The sequence below is a fragment of the Telmatospirillum siberiense genome (assembly GCF_002845745.1).
GTDB classification, from domain to species: Bacteria; Pseudomonadota; Alphaproteobacteria; order Rhodospirillales; family Magnetospirillaceae; genus Telmatospirillum; species Telmatospirillum siberiense.
In genome coordinates, this window is the sequence record NZ_PIUM01000029.1 from 1 (window position 1) to 19390 (window position 19390).

Here is a 19390-nt window from a genome sequence, read left to right on the forward strand (position 1 = left end):
CGTCTTGCCGGGGCCCAAAAACGGATAAACCGCCGCCTCGACCTCCTCAACGGGAAGCGTCCGTGCCCCCTCAACGCGATACTCGTAGATGTCAACCAGACGAGGCGATGGGCCCCCGTCTTCCGCGCCATGCGAAGCGGCGGCGGCCAGCGTCAGCACCGCGCAAACCGTGGGCATCCCCCAAAGCAAATTTCTCGTCATCGGACGCCCCCATCGATAAGGAACGATCCCTTGGCGCAAATGATCGAACACCAACACCCCCACTGCGTGCCGCCAAACGAAACACGGCATATAAAAATATTTACGGCGATATACACCGATATATGACCAACAAAAAAAGACTCTTGCGTGACATTTTAATAAAAAATAAATTCATAAAAGACAAAGCTAACCAAATGCGCCAAACAATACATCGACACATTACACACAATATTCAAGTATATAAAATAAGCCCTCTCTAGAAGTCGCCTATCTTCATTTCGTCACCGCAACATCACGTCCAGACGAACACTGCAATGACGAACTCCAGAAGGTGGCGCGACCAGGGGCATCGGAACCTCATGCAACAAAAAGTCGTATCCCATGCAAGGTAGACGGAGCCCGCTCGATCAAACCCCTCTCCGGCGGAGAACTTTCATCAAACTGCAACAAGAACGACCTCTCGACGACGAAGAGAGGCAACGGCAAGTTTATGAAGGAAATGTTACATAAAATATCATCAATAGATGATATCATATCCATTATAAAATTATCTTTCCAAGACATACACAAATAGTCATATGACCATAAAGCAATTCACGTCATTCAATTTTCACACAATCACCTTATGTTTATTTCATATAGTCGCGGGTAGAGAACGTAAATTATTGAGATGTTTCATGACAATGTCCGAAATATCGTCACGGCGGGGTACTGACAGCCGTGAAAGCGGCTTCACGTTGCTTGAACTGCTGGTCGTCCTTGCCGTCCTTGCCATGCTGATCGGACTGGTCGCCCCGGCGGCCCTGCGGCAACTCGGCAACGCCAAGGAGAAAATCGCCCAGCAATCGGTCGTCCGCCTGGCCGGCGTGCTCGACCTCTACAAACTCGACGTCGGCCGCTACCCCAGCACCGACGAAGGATTGCGGGCACTGATCACCGCCCCCCCCGGCGTCCGCGGATGGCACGGCCCCTACATCAAGGATGGCGCGTTGCCGGAAGACCCTTGGGATCGCCCCTATCTCTACCGGGTCCCCTCTCAAAGAGGCGGGCGCGACTTCGATCTCTGTTCCCAGGGTCCCACCGACCAATCGGGCGGTTCCGACGCCAGCGCCCAGATCTGCAACCGATAGCCCCTCCCCTCTCTACTCGAACACGCTCAAGCGCCGCTCGGGCTTGGTGGCACCTTTCATTGAAGATGAAACGCGCCACTACTCCTCGTCCAGTTCTCCACCCCAGGCGAGGACGGCATAGCCGCGGGTAAAGACGGTTCCGATGCGGACGACGGCACGGCGGGTGAAACGGGCTCCATCCACCGTGGCGACATCGGCCTCGATGGTCACCGTAGCCACCCCCGCCTGCGGGACGCGGGGAGAGGGATCGCTCGCCGGCGATGGCTGCGGCTGCGCCGTGGGCAGATGCCGCAGGGCCTGCGCCACCGCCGGATCGGCCGACAGGGGGTCGGGCGGCCCCATCTGATAAAGCGACAGATGCGGCTTCAGCGCCTGGAGCAAGGCGGGAGTCATGCCCAGCACGGACGCCAGCTCATCCAGGCTTTCGAGCGGCGATCCGGGCGGCCCGTCGTCGAGACCGGCGGTGCGATAGGGACCCAGGCGCTGGGCCAGGGGCGAGTGCCAACTGTCGCGGCCGCGCCAATCGGCGATCGCCCCGGCCAGGGACGACGCCTTGTCCGGATCAGCCCCCACCACCGCCAGCAAGGCGGCCAGCAACGGCTCGGAGGCGAGATTGGGATTGACCTTGCCGGTCAGCGGCGTGACGCGAACGGTCGCCACGGCGTCCTTGAAGGCAAGCGTCCTGGGCGCCCCGTCGGCCCTCCAGCGGGCGTCGGAGCTATCGACCAGGCGGAAAAGCGCCTCGTAGACGGCCCCGTCGGCCCGCGCTTCCGCCGCGGCGTTGGCCCTGAGATTGGAAGCGATCCGCGCCTCGCCCCGCCCCGCAGTGATGATGTGGGTGACCACCAGCGACAGCAGCACCAGGGTCCACAGCACCAGAAGCAGGGCGAACCCGGCGGAGGAGGCCGCCCGGCGGGGATCGTCGTCCGCCTTTCGGCCGGACACCGGCAGGGACGCCCATCGGCGTCCGGATAGGGGAAATATCCCCTCGCCCCTTGCGGGAGAGGGGACGAGCGAAGCGAGTGGGGTGAGGGGACTTACGCGCGGACGCGCGGAAAAAGTGTGCGGAAACAAACAAGTCTTTGATGTCGCGCCGACGTGCGCCCCCCTCACCCGCTCGCTCACGCTCGCCGCCCTCTCCCACAAGGGGCGAGGGCTGGGGACGACGGAAAAGCCCGTCTCCACTCGCGGGAGGGCTGGGAACCGTTCCGCGATTCGGACATGTCTATTCCAGAAGCGACGCATTGGGGTTGGACGAGCCGGAGGGGGCCTGGACGCCCAGTTGCTGTGGCGCCAGGGCGGCGTCGGGCAGGTTGCGGCGCATTTCCTCGGTCAGGGCGCGGGCCGCCCGCTGATCCTCGATGACATGGGGCGTGATCAGCACCAGAAGTTCGGTCCGGGTGCGGCTGTTGGTCTGGGTGGAAAACAGAAAGCCCAGACCGGGGATATCCTTGAGAAAGGGCAGTCCGGAATTTTCCTGGCTGTCGGTATCGCTGATCAGGCCGGCCAAGCCGACGGTCTGCCCGTCCTGCACGACGATGCGGGAACGCACCGCGCGATCGGTGAAGGTCGGCGATTCGATATTGCCGCTGCTGGTGGATTGTACCGCGCTGACCTCCTGCGACAGGTCCAGGGTCACCAGCCCCCCTTTGTTGACCCGCGGCACCACGTCGAGAATGATGCCGGTCTCGCGATAGTCGATGCTGCTGACCACCGACGAGGTCGAGGTCAGGGTACTTTGCGAGGTCTCCTTCAAATAAGGCACCAGATTGCCCACCAGCAGGCGGGCCGGCTGATTGTCCAGCACCATGATCTGCGGCGAGGACAGGATGCGGACATTGGTGACGCTGGACAAGGCCGACAGCACCAGTTCGGCGCTTCCCGACTTGGCGGTCAGGACGAATCCCGGATAGGTCCCGCTCAAGCTCGTGGAGGAGGTAGAGGCTGTGGTCAGAAGACCGTTGACGCCGCCATGCTTGAGGTAAAACTGCGTCCCATATTGCAGGTCGTCGGTCAGGGTGACCTCGGCGATCGCCGCGTCGATGCGCACCTGCAGGGGCAGGATGTCGATCCTGCGCAACATCGCCTCGATGGTGCTCTGCTCCTCGGGGGTCGCATAGATCAGGATGGCATTGTTGACGTGGTTGGCGATGATGCGGATCCGGTCGGCGGAGGCGCTACCGTCACCGCCGCCCTCGGCATTCGACGACAGGGACTGGGTGGCGGCGGAAGCGGCACCCCCGCCGACGGACATGCCCGATCCGGTGGCGCCGGCCCCCGTCCCGCCGCCGCTCGCGCCGGAGGTGCCAGAGGTGCCGGACGAACCAAAACCGCTGGAACCGGAACTGGAGTTGGAGGAGGTGTTGGAACCGCTCGAACCGGAGCCGCCGGAATTCAACTGGGCCAGGCCCTGACCCGGCGCGACCGCCTTCTGCCCCTTGCTGGCCGCGCTGCCTTGCTCGGTGACATTGTTCGGCGTGAACGCCTGTTGCAACACATGGGCGAGGTCGGAACTCTCGCCGTTCTGCACGTAATAGACATGCCAGTTCCGCGCCGTGGTTTCGCGGGTCTGGTCGAGCAGACGAAACAATCGCCGGGCATCCTCGATGAACCGCGGTTCGGGGGCGACCACCAGAACGGCGTCGGCCGCATCCATGGGGATGATCCTGACCACGCCGGCCAAACCGCCGTCCCCCTCGGTCTGGAAGACCTCACGCAATTGCGCGGCGACGCGCCGCGGCTCCTCCGGAGCGGGAACGGGGAAAAGGGCATAGGACCGTCCGGCGAGGGCGTCGATATCGAAACTGCGGATCAAACTGCGGATGGTCGTCCGCGCCGCCGAATCTCCCGTGATGAGAAGGGCGTTGTGGGTCGGATCGGCGATGATGCGCGAAGCCTGCTGCCCGGCGGCGCCCGGCGCGCCGTTGCCCTGGCCGGCATTGCCCTGGCCGACCACCGGCGCCAGAACCTTGGCCAGATCGGCGGCCGAGGTATAGCGCAACGAAACGATCTCGGTTCCGCTCGAAGCCTCGCCACCGATGGCCGGATAAGACTGACCGGCGGGAATCACGCGGTAAAGATCGCCATTGCGCACCAACAGGGCTCCGCTTTGCCCGAGCAGCGCCTCCAGCGTAGGCAGGACCGCCTGACGCGCGATCGGCTTGGCCGACTTGAAGCTTACCGTGCCATGCACCGCCGGATCGATGGCGTAATCGACTTTGAGAATCTGGCCCAGAACCTGCTGGACCACCGCCCGGACATCGGTGTCGGCGAAATCGAGAACGACATCGCCGTCGCCGCCGGCCGCTTCAAAAGAGGAAAAACCCGGCTGGCGGGGGGTGGAGCGTGTTCCCTCGCTCACCTCCATCACCGTCGGAGAGGGCTTGCGGACGATGACGTCGCCGTTGATCCGAGGACTGGCCGTCCCGTCATCCCCGCTCGCCGGCCCGGCCGGCAAGGGAGCAAGCGGCGGAGGAGGAGGCGTTTGACATCCGCCCAGCACCAACGAAGAAGCGAGAAAAACCGTTAAAACCACTGTGCGGCGCATTACCGCCCTCCTTGTCCTGACTGGGATGGCGTCGGCTTGGAAGAGAACTTCGGTCGCAGCGTCCTCGTCCCGCCGGCCCCGTCGATGGTGACCGCGCCATCGGCGATCCTGCGCACTTTCCAGCCGCCCAACAGGTCGCCTTCGCCGACGACGACGGGTTTACGCTCGCCCTCCGGCTGGAAAATCGCCCGCCGCTCGCCATCGGCCTGCATGACTCCGGCCAGCCGGGGCAAAGAATCGACCGGTTGGCCGGCCGGCGCCGAGGGATCGCCCTGGCGGGCAGGATCGAACAGCGGGCGGCGGAGAATCGTCTCGGTCCATCCGGGCAGATCCTTCGGCGCCGGCTGGGAAACCGGCGGTGGAGCGGACTCGCCCGTGGCGGCGTCGGCGAGCGGTGGCGGCTCGTCCCCTCCCCCCGTCACTTCGAAGACGAACAGCAGCGACAGGACGCCCGCCGCGACGCCGAGACCTTTCCAAAGCGGGCGACGCGTCATGGCGCCTTCCCCGGACCGTCGGCCGCGGCGGCGGCAGCCGAGCGAAAGGCGGAAACGGTGAAACCGGCATCGAAGGACCGCGCGCCATCCGAACCGGACCCGCCGCTGGAAGAGGCGGCCGAGCCGGCGCGAATCTGCAAGCCGTCGATCATCATCGGCAGGGACGATTGCTCGACGCCCCCCAGCAGCCCGACCAGAACCGGCCAGGGAGCGGAAAGCGCGACCTTCAGGCCGATACGGCGGTAATCCCCGGCAGCGGTGGTCTCCATGATCTCGACACTGGTCAGCCTGGCTCCCGCGGCGACGACCATCTCCTGCACGCGATTTTGCAACGACGCCGCCGCCAGCGCGTCGCTGGTCCCGTCGAGAAGCCGGACCACCGGTCCGTCGCTTTTTGCCATGGCCGCGGCCCGATCCTGCAGGGCAGGCAGATCGGCGGCCAAAAGCGACATGCGCTGAACCAAACGCCGGCGGGCGGTCAATTGCTCGGCCCTCTCGCCGTACAGATCGGTCAGCGGCACCACCGCGACGGACCACAGGGCGAGCAGTGGAACGAACGTGATCAGAAGCGCCATCACCTGTCCCCGGCGGCCTGTCGGCAGGGTGGAGGGCATGATCAGGGACGAGCCTCCACCTTGATCGAGAAAAGATCCCGATTGCCGTCCTTCATGCGGGTGACCGGCGCGGCGAAAGCCGGATCCCGGAATGACGGATCATGGGCCAGGGCCCCGATCAGTTGCGCCGCATCGGCCGATTGACCGATCAGGCCGACCTGTCGTTGACGCATGGAGAACTCGGTCAGATAGGTGTCGTCCGGCAAGGCCCGCGTGGCGGCGGCCAGAACCTTGAGCGGATCACCCAGGCGCTCCGCTTCCGCCGCCAGAAGATCCCCCCCCGATCCGCTACCGTCGATGCGACGGCGAAGCGCTTCGGCCATCTCGACCTGCGGCTTCAAGACGGCGATGTGGCGCTCGACCTCGGCCAAGGCCAAGGACTGCCGCACGAAGGGCGTTGCCAATACGCTCAGCAAAAGCATGCCGCACAGCCCGACGGCCAGCGGCAACGACAGCTTCCGCCAGGGCCCCGCCTTGCCGGCGGCCAGCGGCACTATCCTGCGGCCGCCGTCCCGGCCCGTTCCGACCAGCGCGGTCGGCCGCAGACCGGCCCTGTCGAGAAGGGCGAGGAGATCGGCCAAGGCCTCTCGGGGGACGACCGAAAGGCGCAGCGTCAGCTTCCCTTCGGTCCTGTCGCGCCCCTCCACCGCGAATGACCACCATACCTCGGCCACCGAAAATGGCGTTTCCCGGTCCATGGCGAAGGCGAGGACGTTGCCGATCTCCCGTTCGGCGGCCAAAGGCAGCGTCATGACCTTTTCCATCAGCAGACCGGGAGGCAAAATGAGATGCACCGCCTCGGGCCGGCCGGCCGCGGTCAGCTCGTTGCGCAAGGCCGCCCCCCCTTTGGCGTCGAGACGAAACCGGCCAAGGCGACGCGTCTGGCGACGGCGACACGCGCTTATGGCGACCGTCCAGGAGTTTTCCCCCGCATCCTCGGCCGGCTCGATCAGAAGGGCGTCCTCGTCCTCTCCGGCCCGCCGCAGACCGGGAGGAACAAGGGACGCCATCTGTTCCCCCCACCATCGCCAATAGTCTTGCACCATCGCGTTCATTGCCAGGCAACACTTCCGTCACAGTTGCAGGACCGTCCGTACCCCGTCCTGAACGGCCTTCAAATCGCCGTTGGCCAAGCGGCCGATGACTTCCACCAGCAATCCCTTGTCGATCGCGCGGAGCTGATCGCAGACGGCGACCGTTCCTTGACCGACGGACGGCGTGGCGACGACGATGGGGGGACGGACCTCCACCTCCACGGACAAGGGCACCACGACGATGCTTCCTCGGGCACGGTTCAGTCCGTCCGCCGTCAGAACCACCGCCGCACGCATTTTCTGATGATCGTTGGCGGCACCGTCGAGACTGACCCACCAGACATCGCCTCGCCTTACAGCCGCCGCGTCGGTCACGATCCGCTCGCCCTCCAGGCTGCATCCCCGATCTCGCCGTCGCCCATGGGCAGCGTCTTCCATTCGGCCATTTCCGAAGCCAGTCGTTGATCGCGCTCCACCGCCAAGGCGGCCTGATAAAGCGGATCGCTCTCGCTTCCATCGGCCGGCGGCAGGGCCTGCTCCAACAATTTCCGGATGAATTCGCTGCGCCGACGATCGGACACGCACCGCTTGAACCGTCGCGCCAACTCTTCGGGAAGACGCACCAAAACTTGTTGCGTTGCCATGATCGATCCTCTCTGTTTTTCAAAAAGGAAGGCGGGACGAAAGCCGCGGGAAGGGAATATGAAATGCAGGACAAGTCCACACGGACATCGTGACGCCTCCAGGCTGACCGTTCCGTTGGCGCTTAGCAAATGACAGTTTTGTTCTACTATCACGAGTACTTGCGCACAGGCTCGGACATAAGGATAGACGCTGCCCACCCGGACAAACCTCCTCCCCTCCAAATTCCATAGAGATCCAGGACGTTCGTCCATGTCTCGAAAAAATATATTATTTTACAGTAAGTTAGTTGATTTTATCGTGCCCCGTACCGGCTTCCGGACGGTCTTTCGGCCACAATATTTCATCCCACTGCAACAATCGGGGAACAAGGAACGATGGAAGAGATTAGATTTTCGACAAAATAAATTAAAAGCTGTCTTATCCCAGGCCTCGATGCACCAGTGGCGATCACCATCCAAAACCGTCATTGCCGGGCTTGACCCGGCAATCCATGATTGCATGGATCGGCCGACGTCATTGGAAGCGGGCACGTGGATGCCCGTGTCACGCACGGGCATGACGACCTTTGGTGGATAAGCCCGGCACAATTTTCCCTAAATATTGAGGGAAAATCCGTGTCCGACAGCCGTGTGTCAAGCATGGGCATGACGAGTAAGAGGGGCAAGAACGCCCGATCACCCCAGCAGGACGAGCCCTCCGGGCAGAAAGCGGGCGGGAACGTTCATGACCTGCCGGACGAAAGTCACCGCGTCATCGATGCGATCGAGACGAAACGTCGCGACGACGCGGCGCTGGGCCAGATGCGAATCAAGAAGAACGATCTTGCCGGACCGATAGCGATTCACCTCCTCGATGAGACGCGACAATGGCGCATCGCGAAATATCAACAGCCCGTGCCGCCAAGCCCCGACGATTTCGGAATCGGCGGCGGCCGTCGGACGCAAACCACTGTCGTCATAAGAAACCTGCTGACCGCCCCGCAGCGAAACAACACCATCCCCGAACCGCACATTCACCTGGCCGTCGAGGCAGGTCACGCAGACCGCCTCCCCGTCTTTGCGAATATTGAAGCTTCCCTGCCGGGCCTCGCTCCGGCCAGCTCCGGCACTGACGACGATCTCCGTCGGGGACGCTCCCGTACTGACGGCCGCTTCGCCGGAAATCAGCTCGATGGCCGCCCCGCCTTCCGTCGAATGGAAGTCGATGCTGGTCTGGGTGTTCAATTCCACCGAAGACTGGCTCGCCATGTCGATGCGCCGCCGCTCGCCCAGGCGGGTTCTGTAGTCGGCCCGTAAATCGGCAAAGGACGGCCAAAGCCCGAGAGGGGGGTGAACCAACGCCACGCCGGCCAGAGACGCGGCGAGAGCCCCCCCGCCCAGAAAGAAGGCTCGCCGCCCCACCACCACACCGGATCGCTTCGAGGAGGCGGCGAAGGCAAGAGCGGGATCGCTTTGCAACGCCAGGGCGGCGGCGTCGCCCATAACCTCCCACAGCAATGCCGCTTCGGCGAAAGCACGGCCGTGATCCGGGCTGGCTTCCCGCCAACGCGTCAGGGAGGCGACGTCGGCGGCGGTCGCGCGGCCTCCCGTCAACAGTCTGAGCCAGGCCAGGGATTGCTGGCGCAATACGTCGTTTCCGGCGAAATCGCCGTCAGGGGTCATCATAGCCGTGTGATCTCTTGAGCTGATTTTGGCGCCTCCGCAATACTCTGACGTCCGTTTTCGAAGTACCGAAACCTTTGCGGCCAGTGACCGAAGCGCTGCGAACGTTGGAAACGAAACATGAGTTCTCTGTTGCTAAGACGTTTTCAAAGGGCGCGGTCCGCGTCTCGGCGCCAATTTTTTTTCGAGAACCTCGCTGAAGTAATCGAGCGCGGCCTTCAATTCGCGATCAACGATCCGCACGGTGACGCCGTAACGCTCGGCGATTTCCTTGTGGGACAGGTTTTCCAGGCGAGACGCCACGAAGATGGCGCGCCGGCGCGGAGGAATATTTTCGAGAGCCCGCGAAAGTGTCGACAGTTCCGACCGGGCCTCGGCGACCCTGCCGGGATCAAGCTCGTTGACCGCCAGGCTGCAATAGGATTCGATTTCAGCCTTGGCAAGCCAGCGGCTGTCGGCCCGCTTCTGATCCACCGCGATATTGAGGGCCAGCCGGTAGAGATAGGCGGCCGGATTGCGGACCGAGGCCTCGGCCCCGCTCCCTTCGAGGTGATTGAGATGCAGCCAGGCCTCGTGCAGAACCTCCCCGGCGAAATCGGACGATCCGAAGCGCCTGGCCAACCGCTGCTTCAGGGAACCGTAATCAGCGACGAGAAGCCGCCGCAGCATGGCCACGAAACTCTCAGTCATCGCCGCCGTCCGCCTGCGCCAGCAGACAATAATCGGCGGCGCTCGCCGCGCTCGGCTGCAGCAGCAGGGTAACCGGTTGCCGCAGTCCCGGCGGCGGTGGCTCCCCGACGGCAAGGGCCTGCAATTCCCCGGCAAGCAAGACGTCGCGCCGGGAATCGCCGGTCGTCGTCAGCAGGTCGGACCGGGTAACCCTGCCCGTCTCGCCGATCCACAGCCGGATCAATGAACGATAGGTGCCGGGCCTCGTCTCCCGATGACGGCAGAGCGCTTCATGCAAGGCGACCTGGATCGCCGCGGAATAACGCTCGAACTCCCGGGCAATCGAACGCCTTGCCACCGTATCGGGGCCCGATGACGGCAAAAGGGACATGAGAGTGAAGCCTTTGCCGTCCACGCTGCGGGCGGTCAACCCGGTCCCGTCCAGCATTTCGCGCAAGGCATCGAGAGAGGAGAACGATCCGGCGACTTCGCTCGAACGGCGTCCCCGGATCAACTCGCTGTCGACGAACATGGGAATATGCGTGGTCTCGCCGAAAGCGTTGAGCGCATCGGCCAGGGGCTGTGCCGGAATTTGGAAAACCGCGCGGCGCCCCATCTCGTCTTCGGACGCTCCCGCCGGAAGAGACGCAAGCATCGCAAACGTTCCGCAACAGGCGAGAATCACCCCCATGCGACACGATGAACCGGCAGACGAGACGCGTTTCAGGCCATTCATCATGTGTCCGCAAGCCACATCATCACCGCGTCCCGATGCCTCGCGGGCCGGAGATTTCGGCGTGACCCCATTCGTATGATTGAACAGGGAGATAAGATATCAAGCCGGCCGGAAGCCAGCTAGAAACAAGATATGATATTTTTGCGTAATGGCCGGGGCGGGCTCAGGGTTTGACGCTCAGGGCACTGCCGTAGGTCGAGGTGGGCCGGAAGGGGTAGATCGACTTGCCGAAATTGGCCCCATATTGCTGCGCAAGGGCCGCCTGATTGTATCCACCCAGTTTCACCGACGACGACGACGCATCCAACGGTGGGATGTTCTGCGTCGGGTGGATCTGTTCGACCTGCTGGCGCAGACGCTGATTGAGACATGTGAGAGAAGGCGCCTTGTCTCCGCCGATCTCGACCTCGACGCAGGGGCCGTCCGCGACGCCGCCCTCCGCCGCCGCCGCCGCCACGGACAGGGCGGGCAGGCTCAGGATGGCCGTGACGAAGATCATCTTCAGCGTGGCGGACAAGCACCTTTTCGCACAGCACACGATCGACCTCCCTCAAACCGTCACCCGGACTTTGAGCCGCACAAAAATAACACTTCCGTATTGATGCAGCACTACAAAATCACTTGATATCATATCAATATCATAATCGTTTCAGAATTATTAACAATAAATACACATACTGACACTCCACCATAACTTATGCTTATACTTCTGGTGCGCCGAACGGCCATCCCAACCACCCTTTTTCATGACTAAGCGGGGCCTGCCGAATGAATGCCCTTCCGGTCATTCCCGATGTGAAATTCTGGCTCGCCTGCGGTTTCGGAACCAGCCTGCTGGCGCTTTCCTGGATCGATATCCGACATCTCATTCTGCCCGATGCCCTGACCCTGCCGCTGGTCGCCGCCGGCCTGGCATGGTGCGCCTGGACCACGCCAGGCCTGCTGCCGGCCCACGCCGCCGGCGCGGCGGCGGGATATATCTCCTTCCGCCTGGTGGCGTCGGCCTACCGGCATTTCCGCCATCGCGACGGCCTGGGTGAAGGCGACGCCAAACTGGCCGCCGCCGCCGGGGCCTGGGTCGCCTGGGAAGGATTACCCAGCGTCATCCTGCTGGCCGCGATTGCCGGTCTTCTGGTCATCGCGGTCATCGCCCTGGTCCGCCGCCGGCTCGACCCCCGCATGCCCATCCCTTTCGGCCCATGTCTGGCGTTGGGGTTGTGGATGACGTGGCTGCACGGCCCCCTCAGCCTGTGACGGAACGCCATGACCGTTGATATTCCCCCGTCTTTCCCCGCTCCTGCCGCCACCTCCCCCGAGGCGGCGATGGACGCCTTGGCCGAAGTCATCATGGAGCGCGGCCTGGTCGACGCCAGAACGCTGGAACGGGCCCGCCGCGTCGCGGAAGACACCGGGCGAAGGCTCGACGGAGTCCTCATCCAGTTGGGCCTGGCCAGTGAACGGGGGCTCGCCGAAGCTTATGCCGCCCTGTTGGGCCTGCCGCTGGCCACAGCCGACCGTTTTCCGGAAGACCCCGTGCTCTCCGAGCGGCTCAAACCAAAATTTCTCCGTCATGCCCATGTGGTTCCGCTGACCTGCGACGGCGATGGCGTCATCGTGGCGATGACCGACCCCTTCGACCAGTTCACCCGTCAGAGCATCGCCGCCGCCGTCGGCAAACCGGTCCGGATCGAAGTCGCCGTTCCCATCGACCTCGAAGCGGCCCTGGACCGCCTTTATCCGGATTGGTCGGAAGGCAAGCCGCAAGCGGACGAGGATGACGCCGGCGAGACCACGCCGATCGAGGAGGACGCCGAACGCCTGAAGGATCTGGCCAGCGAGGCGCCGGTCATCCGTCTGGTCAACCAGATCATCGCCAGGGCCGTCGAGACGCAGGCATCGGATATCCACATCGAACCGTTCGAAAACGCCCTTCGGGTGCGCTACCGCTACGACGGCGTCCTGCACGAGGCCGAGGCGCCGCCGGCCCATCTCACGGCGGCGATCATCTCGCGCATCAAAATCATGGCGCGGCTCGACATCGCCGAACGCCGCCTGCCCCAGGACGGCCGGATCAAACTCGCCGTGCGCGGCCAGGAGGTCGACTTCCGCGTCTCCACCATCCCGTCGCTGCATGGCGAGACGGTGGTTCTGCGCGTGCTCGATCGCAACGCCGTCGAATTCGATTTCGGCAAGCTCGGCATGTCGCCCCAAGCGACGGATCGTTTCACCGCGGCGCTCGACCAGCCCAACGGCATCGTCCTGGTCACCGGCCCGACGGGGTCCGGCAAGACCACCACCCTCTATACCGGGCTGCTCCGCCTCAACACCGTGGTCCGCAAGATCGTGACGGTGGAGGATCCCATCGAATATCAGCTCGCCGGCATCAACCAGATCCAGGTCAAACCGCAGATCGGCCTCACCTTCGCCACGCTACTGCGCTCGATCCTGCGCCAGGATCCGGACGTCATCATGGTGGGCGAGATCCGCGACCTGGAGACCGCGCAGATCGCCGCCCAGGCCGCGTTGACCGGCCATCTCGTGCTCTCCACCCTGCACACCAATTCCGCCGCCTCGACCATCACCCGGCTACGCGACATGGGTCTTGAGGATTATCTGATCACCGCGGTGCTGCGCGGCATCCTGGCCCAGCGGCTGGTGCGCCGGCTTTGTCCGCAATGCCGCCGGGAAACGCCGGCCTCGGCGGAACTGGTCGAACGTTTCGGCCTCTCCCGCCTGGCCCCTGAGCCTTACACCCTTTTCCACCCGGTCGGCTGCCCGCATTGCCGGGGCACCGGGTTCAAGGGACGCATGGCCATCGCCGAATTCCTGCTCCTCGACGAACCCGTCGAACGCCTGATCTTCGAGCGCGCCGATCACACGGCCATCGAGCAGGCGGCCATCGCCCTCGGCATGCGCCCGATGTTCGACGCCGGGCTCGCTGCCGCCCTGGCCGGCGAAACCACCATCGAGGAAGTGACCCGCTCGATCCGGATGGATGGCTGATCATGCCGGTCTTCCGCTATCTCGCCATCGATCCCGCCGGACTGGTGCAGCGGGGGACCATGGAGGCGGCGGACGGCGCGGCGGTGGCCGATAGCCTGCAGCGCCGCGGCCTCACCCCCATGCGGACCGATCCCGCCGGCGCCGGCGGCTTTTTCGGGGAATTGGTGGCGACGGAATTCTCATGGCGACGGGACGCCTTGAGCCATCAGGACGTCGCCATCATCACCCGCGAACTGTCCACCATGCTGGAAGCCGGCCAGGATCTCGACCGCGCGCTTCGCTTCATCGTCGAAACCGCCGCCAACGCGCGGATCCGGATCGTCATGGACCGGGTCCGCTCGAAAGTGCGCGGCGGCGGCGCCCTGGCCGCCGCCCTGGCCCTGGAGGGACGGAGCTTCTCGCGCCTTTATATCGGCATGGTGCGGGCCGGCGAGGCCGGCGGCACGCTTTCCGCCACCCTCGATCACCTGGCGGCGCTTCTGGAACGCGAGCGCGCCCTGAGCGCCAGCATTCAGTCGGCCATGATCTACCCCGCCCTGCTCCTGGTGGCGGCCGCCGGCACCATTACCCTGCTGCTGACCTCGGTCCTGCCCCAGTTCGCGCCGCTGTTCGCGCAGAATGGCGCGGAAATGCCCGCGGCGACCCGCACGATGATGGCAATGGGCGATTTCCTGTCCGTCGCCGGCCCCTGGATGCTGATCGGTTTTCTGATCATCGGCCTGGCCGCCCGGCAAGCCCTGAAGGATCCGGCGATCCGCCTGCCGGTCGATCGCATCCTATTGCGCCTGCCGGTCGCCGGCCTGCTGTTCCGCCATACCCTGGCCGCCCGCTTCAGCCGCACCCTGGGGACCCTGCTCAAGAACGGCGTCCCCCTGGTCGCCACCTTGAGCATCGTCAAGGATGCGCTCGGCAACCTGGCCGCCGTAGCCGCCGTCGAACGCGCCGCCGCAGCCGCCAAGGGGGGAGGCGGCCTGACCCAGACACTCGCCGAATCGCATATTTTCCCGCCGCGCGCCATCCATCTGCTGCGCCTGGGCGAGGAAACCGCGCAACTGGCCAAGATGGCCCTGAAGGCCGCCGACATCCACCAGGAGGAAGCGCATCGGACGGTGGAACGGCTGGTCGCCCTGCTGGTCCCGGCGATCACCGTCGCCATGGGCGGCGCCGTCGCCGCCATCGTCGGCTCGCTGTTGCTGGCCATGCTGAGCCTCAATGACCTGGCGCATTGAGATGAGCGCGGCCCCCGTCGCCGGCAAGGGGCGCGAAAGCGCGGAAAAAATGTGCGGAAACAAACAAGTCCTTGATGTCGCGCGGACGCGCGCACCCCTCACCCGCTCGCTCACGCTCGCCGCCCTCTCCCGCAAGGGGCGAGGGCTGGGGACGGAAAAGCCCTTCTCCCCCCGTGGGAGAAGGGTTGGGATGAGGGGGAGAATATCCCGTCACCTCGCCAGAAAGGCGCGGCGCGACGGCTTCACCCTTATCGAAATGGTCGTCGTGCTGGCCATCCTGGGGGCGATGCTGGGCCTCGTCGTCGGGCGGGGATCGCCGTCGAGCCATGGGCTGGAACTTCGGGGAGCCGCAGGAGAACTCGCGGCGGGGCTGCGCGAGGCGCGGTCGCGGGCGATCCTGACCAACCGCCCGGTCAGCCTGGTGATCGATTTGGCGGGGCGCCGCTTTCGCGTCGGCGACAAGGATTTCGTCGCCCTGCCTTCCGACCTGCCCATCGCCCTGCTCACCATCCGGGGGGAAGTCCGCGCCCTCCGTGAAGCCGGCATCCGCTTCGAACCCGACGGCAGCTCCTCGGGCGGGCGCATCGATCTGGGCGACGACGGCCGGCGTCTCAGGATCGCCGTCGACTGGCTGACCGGCGGGGTCAGCGTTGCCGAGGCGACGCCCTGAAATGCGCAACGACGACGGCTTCACCCTGCTGGAGGTGCTGGTCGCCTTCGTCATCGCGGCGGCGGCCTTGGGCCTGCTGTTCAACGCGGCGGGGGACGGCATCGCCGCCGTCGACAGGGCCGGCCGCACCGAGGAGGCCGTCTCCCGCGCCAAATCGCATCTTGCCGCCCTGGGCCGCGACGTCGCCCTGGCCGACGGCACCTTCGAAGGCGATGACGGCGGCGGCTATCGTTGGCGGATCCGCGTCACTCCGGTGGCGACGTCCACGCCGCCGGATATGGCCCCCTCCGGCGGTGTCCGCCAGCGGTCCCTGTCGCTCTACGCCATCGAGATCACCCTGTCCTGGACCGACGGCGGCCAGGACCGCGAGGTGGTGCTGCGAAGCGAACGACTTTTACCGGCGAGGCACTGACGTGACTCGCCTCATTGTCCCTCGCCGGGCGCCGATATCCATCGGCTTGGCCGCCGCCTCAATGGCGGCTGAGACCGGCGAGGCACTGACGTGACTCGCCTCATTGTCCCTCGCCGGGCGAGGACAGGCATGCGCTCCGACGCCGGCTTCACTCTGCTGGAGATCCTGATCGGGCTGGCGGTGCTAGGCCTGCTGATGGCGGGATTGGCGCAGGGAATGCAATACGGTTTCAAGGTCTGGGACGCCCAGGCGGCGACCATCGCCCGGCGGGATCGGCTCGACGCGGTGGACCGCGCGCTCCGCCAACTGATCGCCCAAACCAACGCCCGCGAGGGAGAGGGCGCGACATCTTTCGAGGGTGAGACCGGGCGCGTCAGCTTCACCACCCAGCTTCCCGCCGCCCTGGCCTCCGTCTCGCGGCGGGCCGACGCCACCTTGCTGGTCGAGAACCACCGCCTGATCCTGCGCTGGACTCCGCATCTGCATGCGACGCGATTGGCCGGACCGAGAACGCCCGGCGAGACCGAACTCCTGTCCGGTGTCGAAAAAGTGGAGTTCAGCTATTGGAAACCCGCCGGCGCCGAGGGCGCGGCAGGCGGCTGGCAAACGTCCTGGTCCGACCGGCAGCCGCCGGAACTGGTCAGAATCCGGATCCTGTTTCCTCCGGGCGAGTCCCGCCGATGGCCGGACATCATCGCCGCCCGGCAGCGGGAACCGGACAGGCAGTGACCCGAACCAGCCCTAGTGGCACCGGCGTCCCTGCCGGTGCCACTGTTTTATCCACGGCTGGCAATGTACTAGCTTCCGACGTTCCAGATCTCCTCGCCATATTCCGCGACGGTCCGATCGGAAGAGAACTTGCCCATGCGCGCGACGTTCAGGATGGCCTTCCTTGTCCAGGCGTCGGCGTCAACATAAAGCTGGTCCACCCGCTCCTGCGTGGCGATGTAGGCGGGATAATCGGCGCTCAGCAGATAGTGATCGCCCCCCAGGGTCAGAGAATCGACGATCGGACGGAAACGGTCGGGCTGATCGGGGGAGAAATAACCCGAACCGATCATATCGAGGACCTGCGCCAGTTCCGGATTGGCCGCGATGGCGGCGGCGCTGTCCCAGCCGTCGCGGTGCACGCGGGCCACCTCCTGCGCGGTCAGGCCGAACAGGAACATGTTTTCCTCGCCCACCTCCTCGCAGATCTCTACATTGGCGCCGTCCCAGGTTCCGATGGTCAGGGCGCCGTTCAGCGCCAGCTTCATGTTTCCCGTGCCCGAGGCTTCGGTACCGGCGGTGCTGATCTGCTGCGAAAGATTGGCCCCCGGAATGATCAGTTCTGCGGTCGAGACATTGTAGTTCGGAACGAACACCACCTTCAGCCGCGAGCTCGTCAAGGGGTCGTTGTTGACCACGTCGGCGACGTCGTTGATCAGTTTCAGGATCAGCTTGGCCATGAAATAGCCGGGCGCCGCCTTGCCGCCGACGATCACCGTGCGCGGCACGGCAAAAGCGGTGGGATTGGCGCGGATGCGATTGTAGCGGGTCACCACATGCAGCACATTGAGAAGCTGCCGCTTATACTCGTGCATCCTTTTGACCATGACGTCGAACAGCGAGTCGGTATCGACCGGAACCCCCAGCCGTTGCTCGATGACTTGCGCCAGGCGTTGCTTGTTGGTCCGCTTGGCCTGGGCGAAGCGTTCCCGGAACTCGGCGTCCTCGGCCAGGGGCGCCAGGGCCTGAAGCTCCTCCAGCCGGGTCACCCAGCCGTCACCGATTTCCTCGGTGATCAGCGCGGCGAGAGGACGGTTGGCCGACAAAAGCCAGCGGCGCGGCGTGATCCCGTTCGTCTTGCAACTGATCTTGCCCGGCTGGAAGCGGTCGAAATCGGCGAAGATCGTGCTTTTCATCAAATCGGTGTGGATCTCGGCCACCCCGTTCACGCTGTGGGAACCGACCACCGCCAGATGCGCCATGCGAATCCGCCGCGTCCCGTCCTCGTCGACGAGGGACATCCGCCTCAACAGATCCATCTCGCCCGGCCAGCGATGCCGCACGTCGTTGAGAAAGCGTTGATTGATTTCGTAGATGATGTCGAGATGACGCGGCAGCAGCCGCTCGAACAGGTCGACCGGCCAGGTTTCCAGGGCTTCCGGCAGCAAGGTGTGGTTGGTGTAGCCGCAGGTCTTGACGGTGATGGTCCAGGCGCGCTCCCAGTCATAGTGATGGTCGTCGAGCAGGACTCGCATCAGTTCCGCCACCGCCATCGCCGGATGGGTATCGTTCATCTGGATCGCCACATGATCGGGCAGCAGATCGAAATTGCTGTGCGTCTTGCGGAAACGCGCGATGATGTCCTGCAACGAAGCGCATACGAAGAAATATTCCTGCCGGAAACGCAGTTCCTTGCCGCGCGCTGTCGAATCGCTGGGATAGAGAACCTTGGAAAGATTTTCCGATTCGTTCTTGTCGCGGACGGATTCGATATAATTGCCCTGATTGAAGTATTTGAGATTGAACTCGCGTGTGGACTTGGCCGCCCACAGACGCAGGTTGTTGACCGTCTTGCCGCCGAATCCCGGCACCGGGACGTCATAGGCCATGGCCATCACTTCCTCGGAGTCGACCCATTGACTATTCCACCGGCCCTCGCCGTCGCGGTACCGCACGACGCGCCCGCCGAACCGAACCGGATAGATCACCCCCGGCCGCTGAAACTCCCAGGGATTGCCGTAGCGTAGCCAGTTTTCCGGCGATTCCACCTGCCAGCCCCGCTCCACATGCTGCGTGAACATGCCGAATTCGTAGCGAATCCCGTAACCGAAGCCCGGAAGCCCCAAGGTCGCCATGCTGTCGATCAGGCAGGCCGCCAGACGTCCCAGGCCGCCATTGCCCAGGGCCGGCTCGACCTCCCAGCTCTGCAATTCGTCGAAATCATAGCCCAGGCTTTCGGTCGCCTCGCGGAAAGCGTCGTAAAGCCCAAGATTGATCATGGAGTTGGTCAAGGCGCGTCCGACCAGGAACTCCATGGAAAGGTAATAGACCCTTTTCACGTCGTTATCGTAGTAGCTGCGCATGGTGCGCACCCAGGCCGAGATCAGACGGTCGCGCAGAGAAAAGGCCGCCGCCAGATACCAATCGCGCGAGGTGGCGAACAGCGGGTCCTTGCCCACCGAGTAGAGCAGATGATCCGTCAGGCTCTGCTTGATCGCGGCCACGTCAAAGGCTGCCTCCGCCGGCAGCGGCGAGTCCATCGTCCTCAACATGCCATTTTCTCCTCATCAACACCGGATCGCGAGGCCCCCCGGCAGGCGGGAATATCTTTTGCACTGCACATATTTGACCGCAGCG

The 19390-nt window shown here is 64.3% G+C and carries 20 protein-coding genes; 7 read left to right on the forward strand and 13 right to left on the reverse strand.

The features are described 5' to 3' along the window. The coding region (locus tag CWS72_RS20550) for a hypothetical protein (RefSeq protein ID WP_199175837.1) at positions 1-201 on the reverse strand (201 nt) is incomplete at its 3' end. Positions 202-878: 677 nt separating this feature from the next. Between CWS72_RS20550 and gspG the strand changes: the two genes are divergently transcribed. Then, the gene (gene gspG, locus CWS72_RS20555; RefSeq protein WP_338056212.1) at positions 879-1331 is read left to right on the forward strand and encodes a type II secretion system major pseudopilin GspG; all 453 of its coding nucleotides are present in this window, start codon (positions 879-881) and stop codon (positions 1329-1331) included. Between the two features lie 78 nt (positions 1332-1409). Here the strand turns inward: gspG and CWS72_RS20560 are convergent, their stop codons facing one another. The 11 genes from CWS72_RS20560 to CWS72_RS20610 all read right to left on the reverse strand — a co-directional run bounded on the left by CWS72_RS20560 (position 1410) and on the right by CWS72_RS20610 (position 11248). Beyond that, positions 1410-2276: a type II secretion system minor pseudopilin gene (locus tag CWS72_RS20560; protein ID WP_158240748.1), complete on the reverse strand. Its 867-nt coding sequence runs from the start codon at positions 2274-2276 to the stop codon at positions 1410-1412. A 280-nt stretch (positions 2277-2556) separates the two neighbouring features. Then, on the reverse strand, positions 2557-4878 hold the full coding sequence (gene gspD / locus CWS72_RS20565) for a type II secretion system secretin GspD (protein WP_101252522.1): 2322 nt from the start codon (positions 4876-4878) through the stop codon (positions 2557-2559). Next, a complete protein-coding gene (locus tag CWS72_RS20570) occupies positions 4878-5372 on the reverse strand; it encodes a hypothetical protein (protein WP_101252523.1) in 495 nt (164 codons plus the stop codon). Before CWS72_RS20570 ends, gspD begins: the two co-directional genes overlap by 1 nt. Further along, entirely contained in the window at positions 5369-5986 is a 618-nt protein-coding gene (gene gspM, locus CWS72_RS20575) for a type II secretion system protein GspM (RefSeq protein WP_101252524.1), read from the reverse strand. The genes CWS72_RS20570 and gspM overlap by 4 nt, the downstream gene beginning before the upstream one ends. A gap of 2 nt (positions 5987-5988) precedes the next feature. Beyond that, complete coding sequence (locus tag CWS72_RS20580; RefSeq protein ID WP_146002827.1) at positions 5989-7041, reverse strand: PilN domain-containing protein; 1053 nt, start codon at positions 7039-7041, stop codon at positions 5989-5991. 18 nt (positions 7042-7059) lie between these two features. Beyond that, entirely contained in the window at positions 7060-7395 is a 336-nt protein-coding gene (locus CWS72_RS20585; RefSeq protein ID WP_199175839.1) for a type II toxin-antitoxin system PemK/MazF family toxin, read from the reverse strand. Continuing rightward, positions 7392-7664 (reverse strand): ribbon-helix-helix domain-containing protein, encoded by a 273-nt coding sequence (locus tag CWS72_RS20590; protein WP_199175840.1) that lies wholly within the window; start codon positions 7662-7664, stop codon positions 7392-7394. The genes CWS72_RS20585 and CWS72_RS20590 overlap by 4 nt, the downstream gene beginning before the upstream one ends. 675 nt (positions 7665-8339) lie before the next feature. After that, on the reverse strand, positions 8340-9329 hold the full coding sequence (locus CWS72_RS20595) for a FecR family protein (RefSeq protein WP_101252527.1): 990 nt from the start codon (positions 9327-9329) through the stop codon (positions 8340-8342). A gap of 132 nt (positions 9330-9461) precedes the next feature. After that, the gene (locus tag CWS72_RS20600; RefSeq protein ID WP_101252528.1) at positions 9462-10016 is read right to left on the reverse strand and encodes an RNA polymerase sigma factor; all 555 of its coding nucleotides are present in this window, start codon (positions 10014-10016) and stop codon (positions 9462-9464) included. Further along, on the reverse strand, positions 10009-10650 hold the full coding sequence (locus tag CWS72_RS20605; protein WP_101252529.1) for an STN domain-containing protein: 642 nt from the start codon (positions 10648-10650) through the stop codon (positions 10009-10011). The genes CWS72_RS20600 and CWS72_RS20605 overlap by 8 nt, the downstream gene beginning before the upstream one ends. Positions 10651-10894: 244 nt before the next feature. Continuing rightward, positions 10895-11248 carry a hypothetical protein gene (locus CWS72_RS20610; RefSeq protein WP_101252530.1) on the reverse strand — a complete coding sequence of 118 codons (354 nt, stop codon included), beginning with the start codon at positions 11246-11248 and terminating at the stop codon, positions 10895-10897. A gap of 251 nt (positions 11249-11499) precedes the next feature. On the opposite strand from CWS72_RS20610, the gene CWS72_RS20615 reads away from it, so the two are divergent. The 6 genes from CWS72_RS20615 (at position 11500) to CWS72_RS20640 (ending at position 16774) form a co-directional block, all read left to right on the forward strand. After that, positions 11500-11985 carry a prepilin peptidase gene (locus CWS72_RS20615; protein WP_101252531.1) on the forward strand — a complete coding sequence of 162 codons (486 nt, stop codon included), beginning with the start codon at positions 11500-11502 and terminating at the stop codon, positions 11983-11985. Between the two features lie 9 nt (positions 11986-11994). Then, the gene (gene gspE, locus CWS72_RS20620; protein ID WP_101252532.1) at positions 11995-13734 is read left to right on the forward strand and encodes a type II secretion system ATPase GspE; all 1740 of its coding nucleotides are present in this window, start codon (positions 11995-11997) and stop codon (positions 13732-13734) included. Between the two features lie 2 nt (positions 13735-13736). Next, entirely contained in the window at positions 13737-14963 is a 1227-nt protein-coding gene (locus CWS72_RS20625; protein ID WP_101252533.1) for a type II secretion system F family protein, read from the forward strand. Between the two features lie 190 nt (positions 14964-15153). Then, the gene (locus tag CWS72_RS20630) at positions 15154-15633 is read left to right on the forward strand and encodes a GspH/FimT family pseudopilin (protein WP_158240749.1); all 480 of its coding nucleotides are present in this window, start codon (positions 15154-15156) and stop codon (positions 15631-15633) included. Position 15634: 1 nt separating this feature from the next. Beyond that, positions 15635-16045: a type II secretion system protein gene (locus CWS72_RS20635; protein WP_101252535.1), complete on the forward strand. Its 411-nt coding sequence runs from the start codon at positions 15635-15637 to the stop codon at positions 16043-16045. Between the two features lie 129 nt (positions 16046-16174). Then, positions 16175-16774 carry a prepilin-type N-terminal cleavage/methylation domain-containing protein gene (locus CWS72_RS20640; protein ID WP_101252536.1) on the forward strand — a complete coding sequence of 200 codons (600 nt, stop codon included), beginning with the start codon at positions 16175-16177 and terminating at the stop codon, positions 16772-16774. 68 nt (positions 16775-16842) lie between these two features. Here the strand turns inward: CWS72_RS20640 and CWS72_RS20645 are convergent, their stop codons facing one another. Then, positions 16843-19305: a glycogen/starch/alpha-glucan phosphorylase gene (locus tag CWS72_RS20645; RefSeq protein WP_241911827.1), complete on the reverse strand. Its 2463-nt coding sequence runs from the start codon at positions 19303-19305 to the stop codon at positions 16843-16845. Positions 19306-19390: the final 85 nt, after the last annotated feature.

Bases quoted from the DNA above. Each gene is read 5' to 3' on its own strand.
- gspG (WP_338056212.1), top strand. From the start codon at position 879: ATGACAATGTCCGAAATATCGTCACGGCGGGGTACTGACAGCCGTGAA.
- gspD (WP_101252522.1), bottom strand. From the start codon at position 4,878: ATGCGCCGCACAGTGGTTTTAACGGTTTTTCTCGCTTCTTCGTTGGTG.
- CWS72_RS20570 (WP_101252523.1), bottom strand. From the start codon at position 5,372: ATGACGCGTCGCCCGCTTTGGAAAGGTCTCGGCGTCGCGGCGGGCGTC.
- gspM (WP_101252524.1), bottom strand. From the start codon at position 5,986: ATGCCCTCCACCCTGCCGACAGGCCGCCGGGGACAGGTGATGGCGCTT.
- CWS72_RS20580 (WP_146002827.1), bottom strand. From the start codon at position 7,041: ATGAACGCGATGGTGCAAGACTATTGGCGATGGTGGGGGGAACAGATG.
- CWS72_RS20590 (WP_199175840.1), bottom strand. From the start codon at position 7,664: ATGGCAACGCAACAAGTTTTGGTGCGTCTTCCCGAAGAGTTGGCGCGA.
- CWS72_RS20595 (WP_101252527.1), bottom strand. From the start codon at position 9,329: ATGATGACCCCTGACGGCGATTTCGCCGGAAACGACGTATTGCGCCAG.
- CWS72_RS20600 (WP_101252528.1), bottom strand. From the start codon at position 10,016: ATGACTGAGAGTTTCGTGGCCATGCTGCGGCGGCTTCTCGTCGCTGAT.
- CWS72_RS20605 (WP_101252529.1), bottom strand. From the start codon at position 10,650: ATGCTTGCGTCTCTTCCGGCGGGAGCGTCCGAAGACGAGATGGGGCGC.
- CWS72_RS20615 (WP_101252531.1), top strand. From the start codon at position 11,500: ATGAATGCCCTTCCGGTCATTCCCGATGTGAAATTCTGGCTCGCCTGC.
- gspE (WP_101252532.1), top strand. From the start codon at position 11,995: ATGACCGTTGATATTCCCCCGTCTTTCCCCGCTCCTGCCGCCACCTCC.
- CWS72_RS20625 (WP_101252533.1), top strand. From the start codon at position 13,737: ATGCCGGTCTTCCGCTATCTCGCCATCGATCCCGCCGGACTGGTGCAG.
- CWS72_RS20630 (WP_158240749.1), top strand. From the start codon at position 15,154: ATGAGGGGGAGAATATCCCGTCACCTCGCCAGAAAGGCGCGGCGCGAC.
- CWS72_RS20635 (WP_101252535.1), top strand. From the start codon at position 15,635: ATGCGCAACGACGACGGCTTCACCCTGCTGGAGGTGCTGGTCGCCTTC.
- CWS72_RS20640 (WP_101252536.1), top strand. From the start codon at position 16,175: ATGCGCTCCGACGCCGGCTTCACTCTGCTGGAGATCCTGATCGGGCTG.
- CWS72_RS20645 (WP_241911827.1), bottom strand. From the start codon at position 19,305: ATGTTGAGGACGATGGACTCGCCGCTGCCGGCGGAGGCAGCCTTTGAC.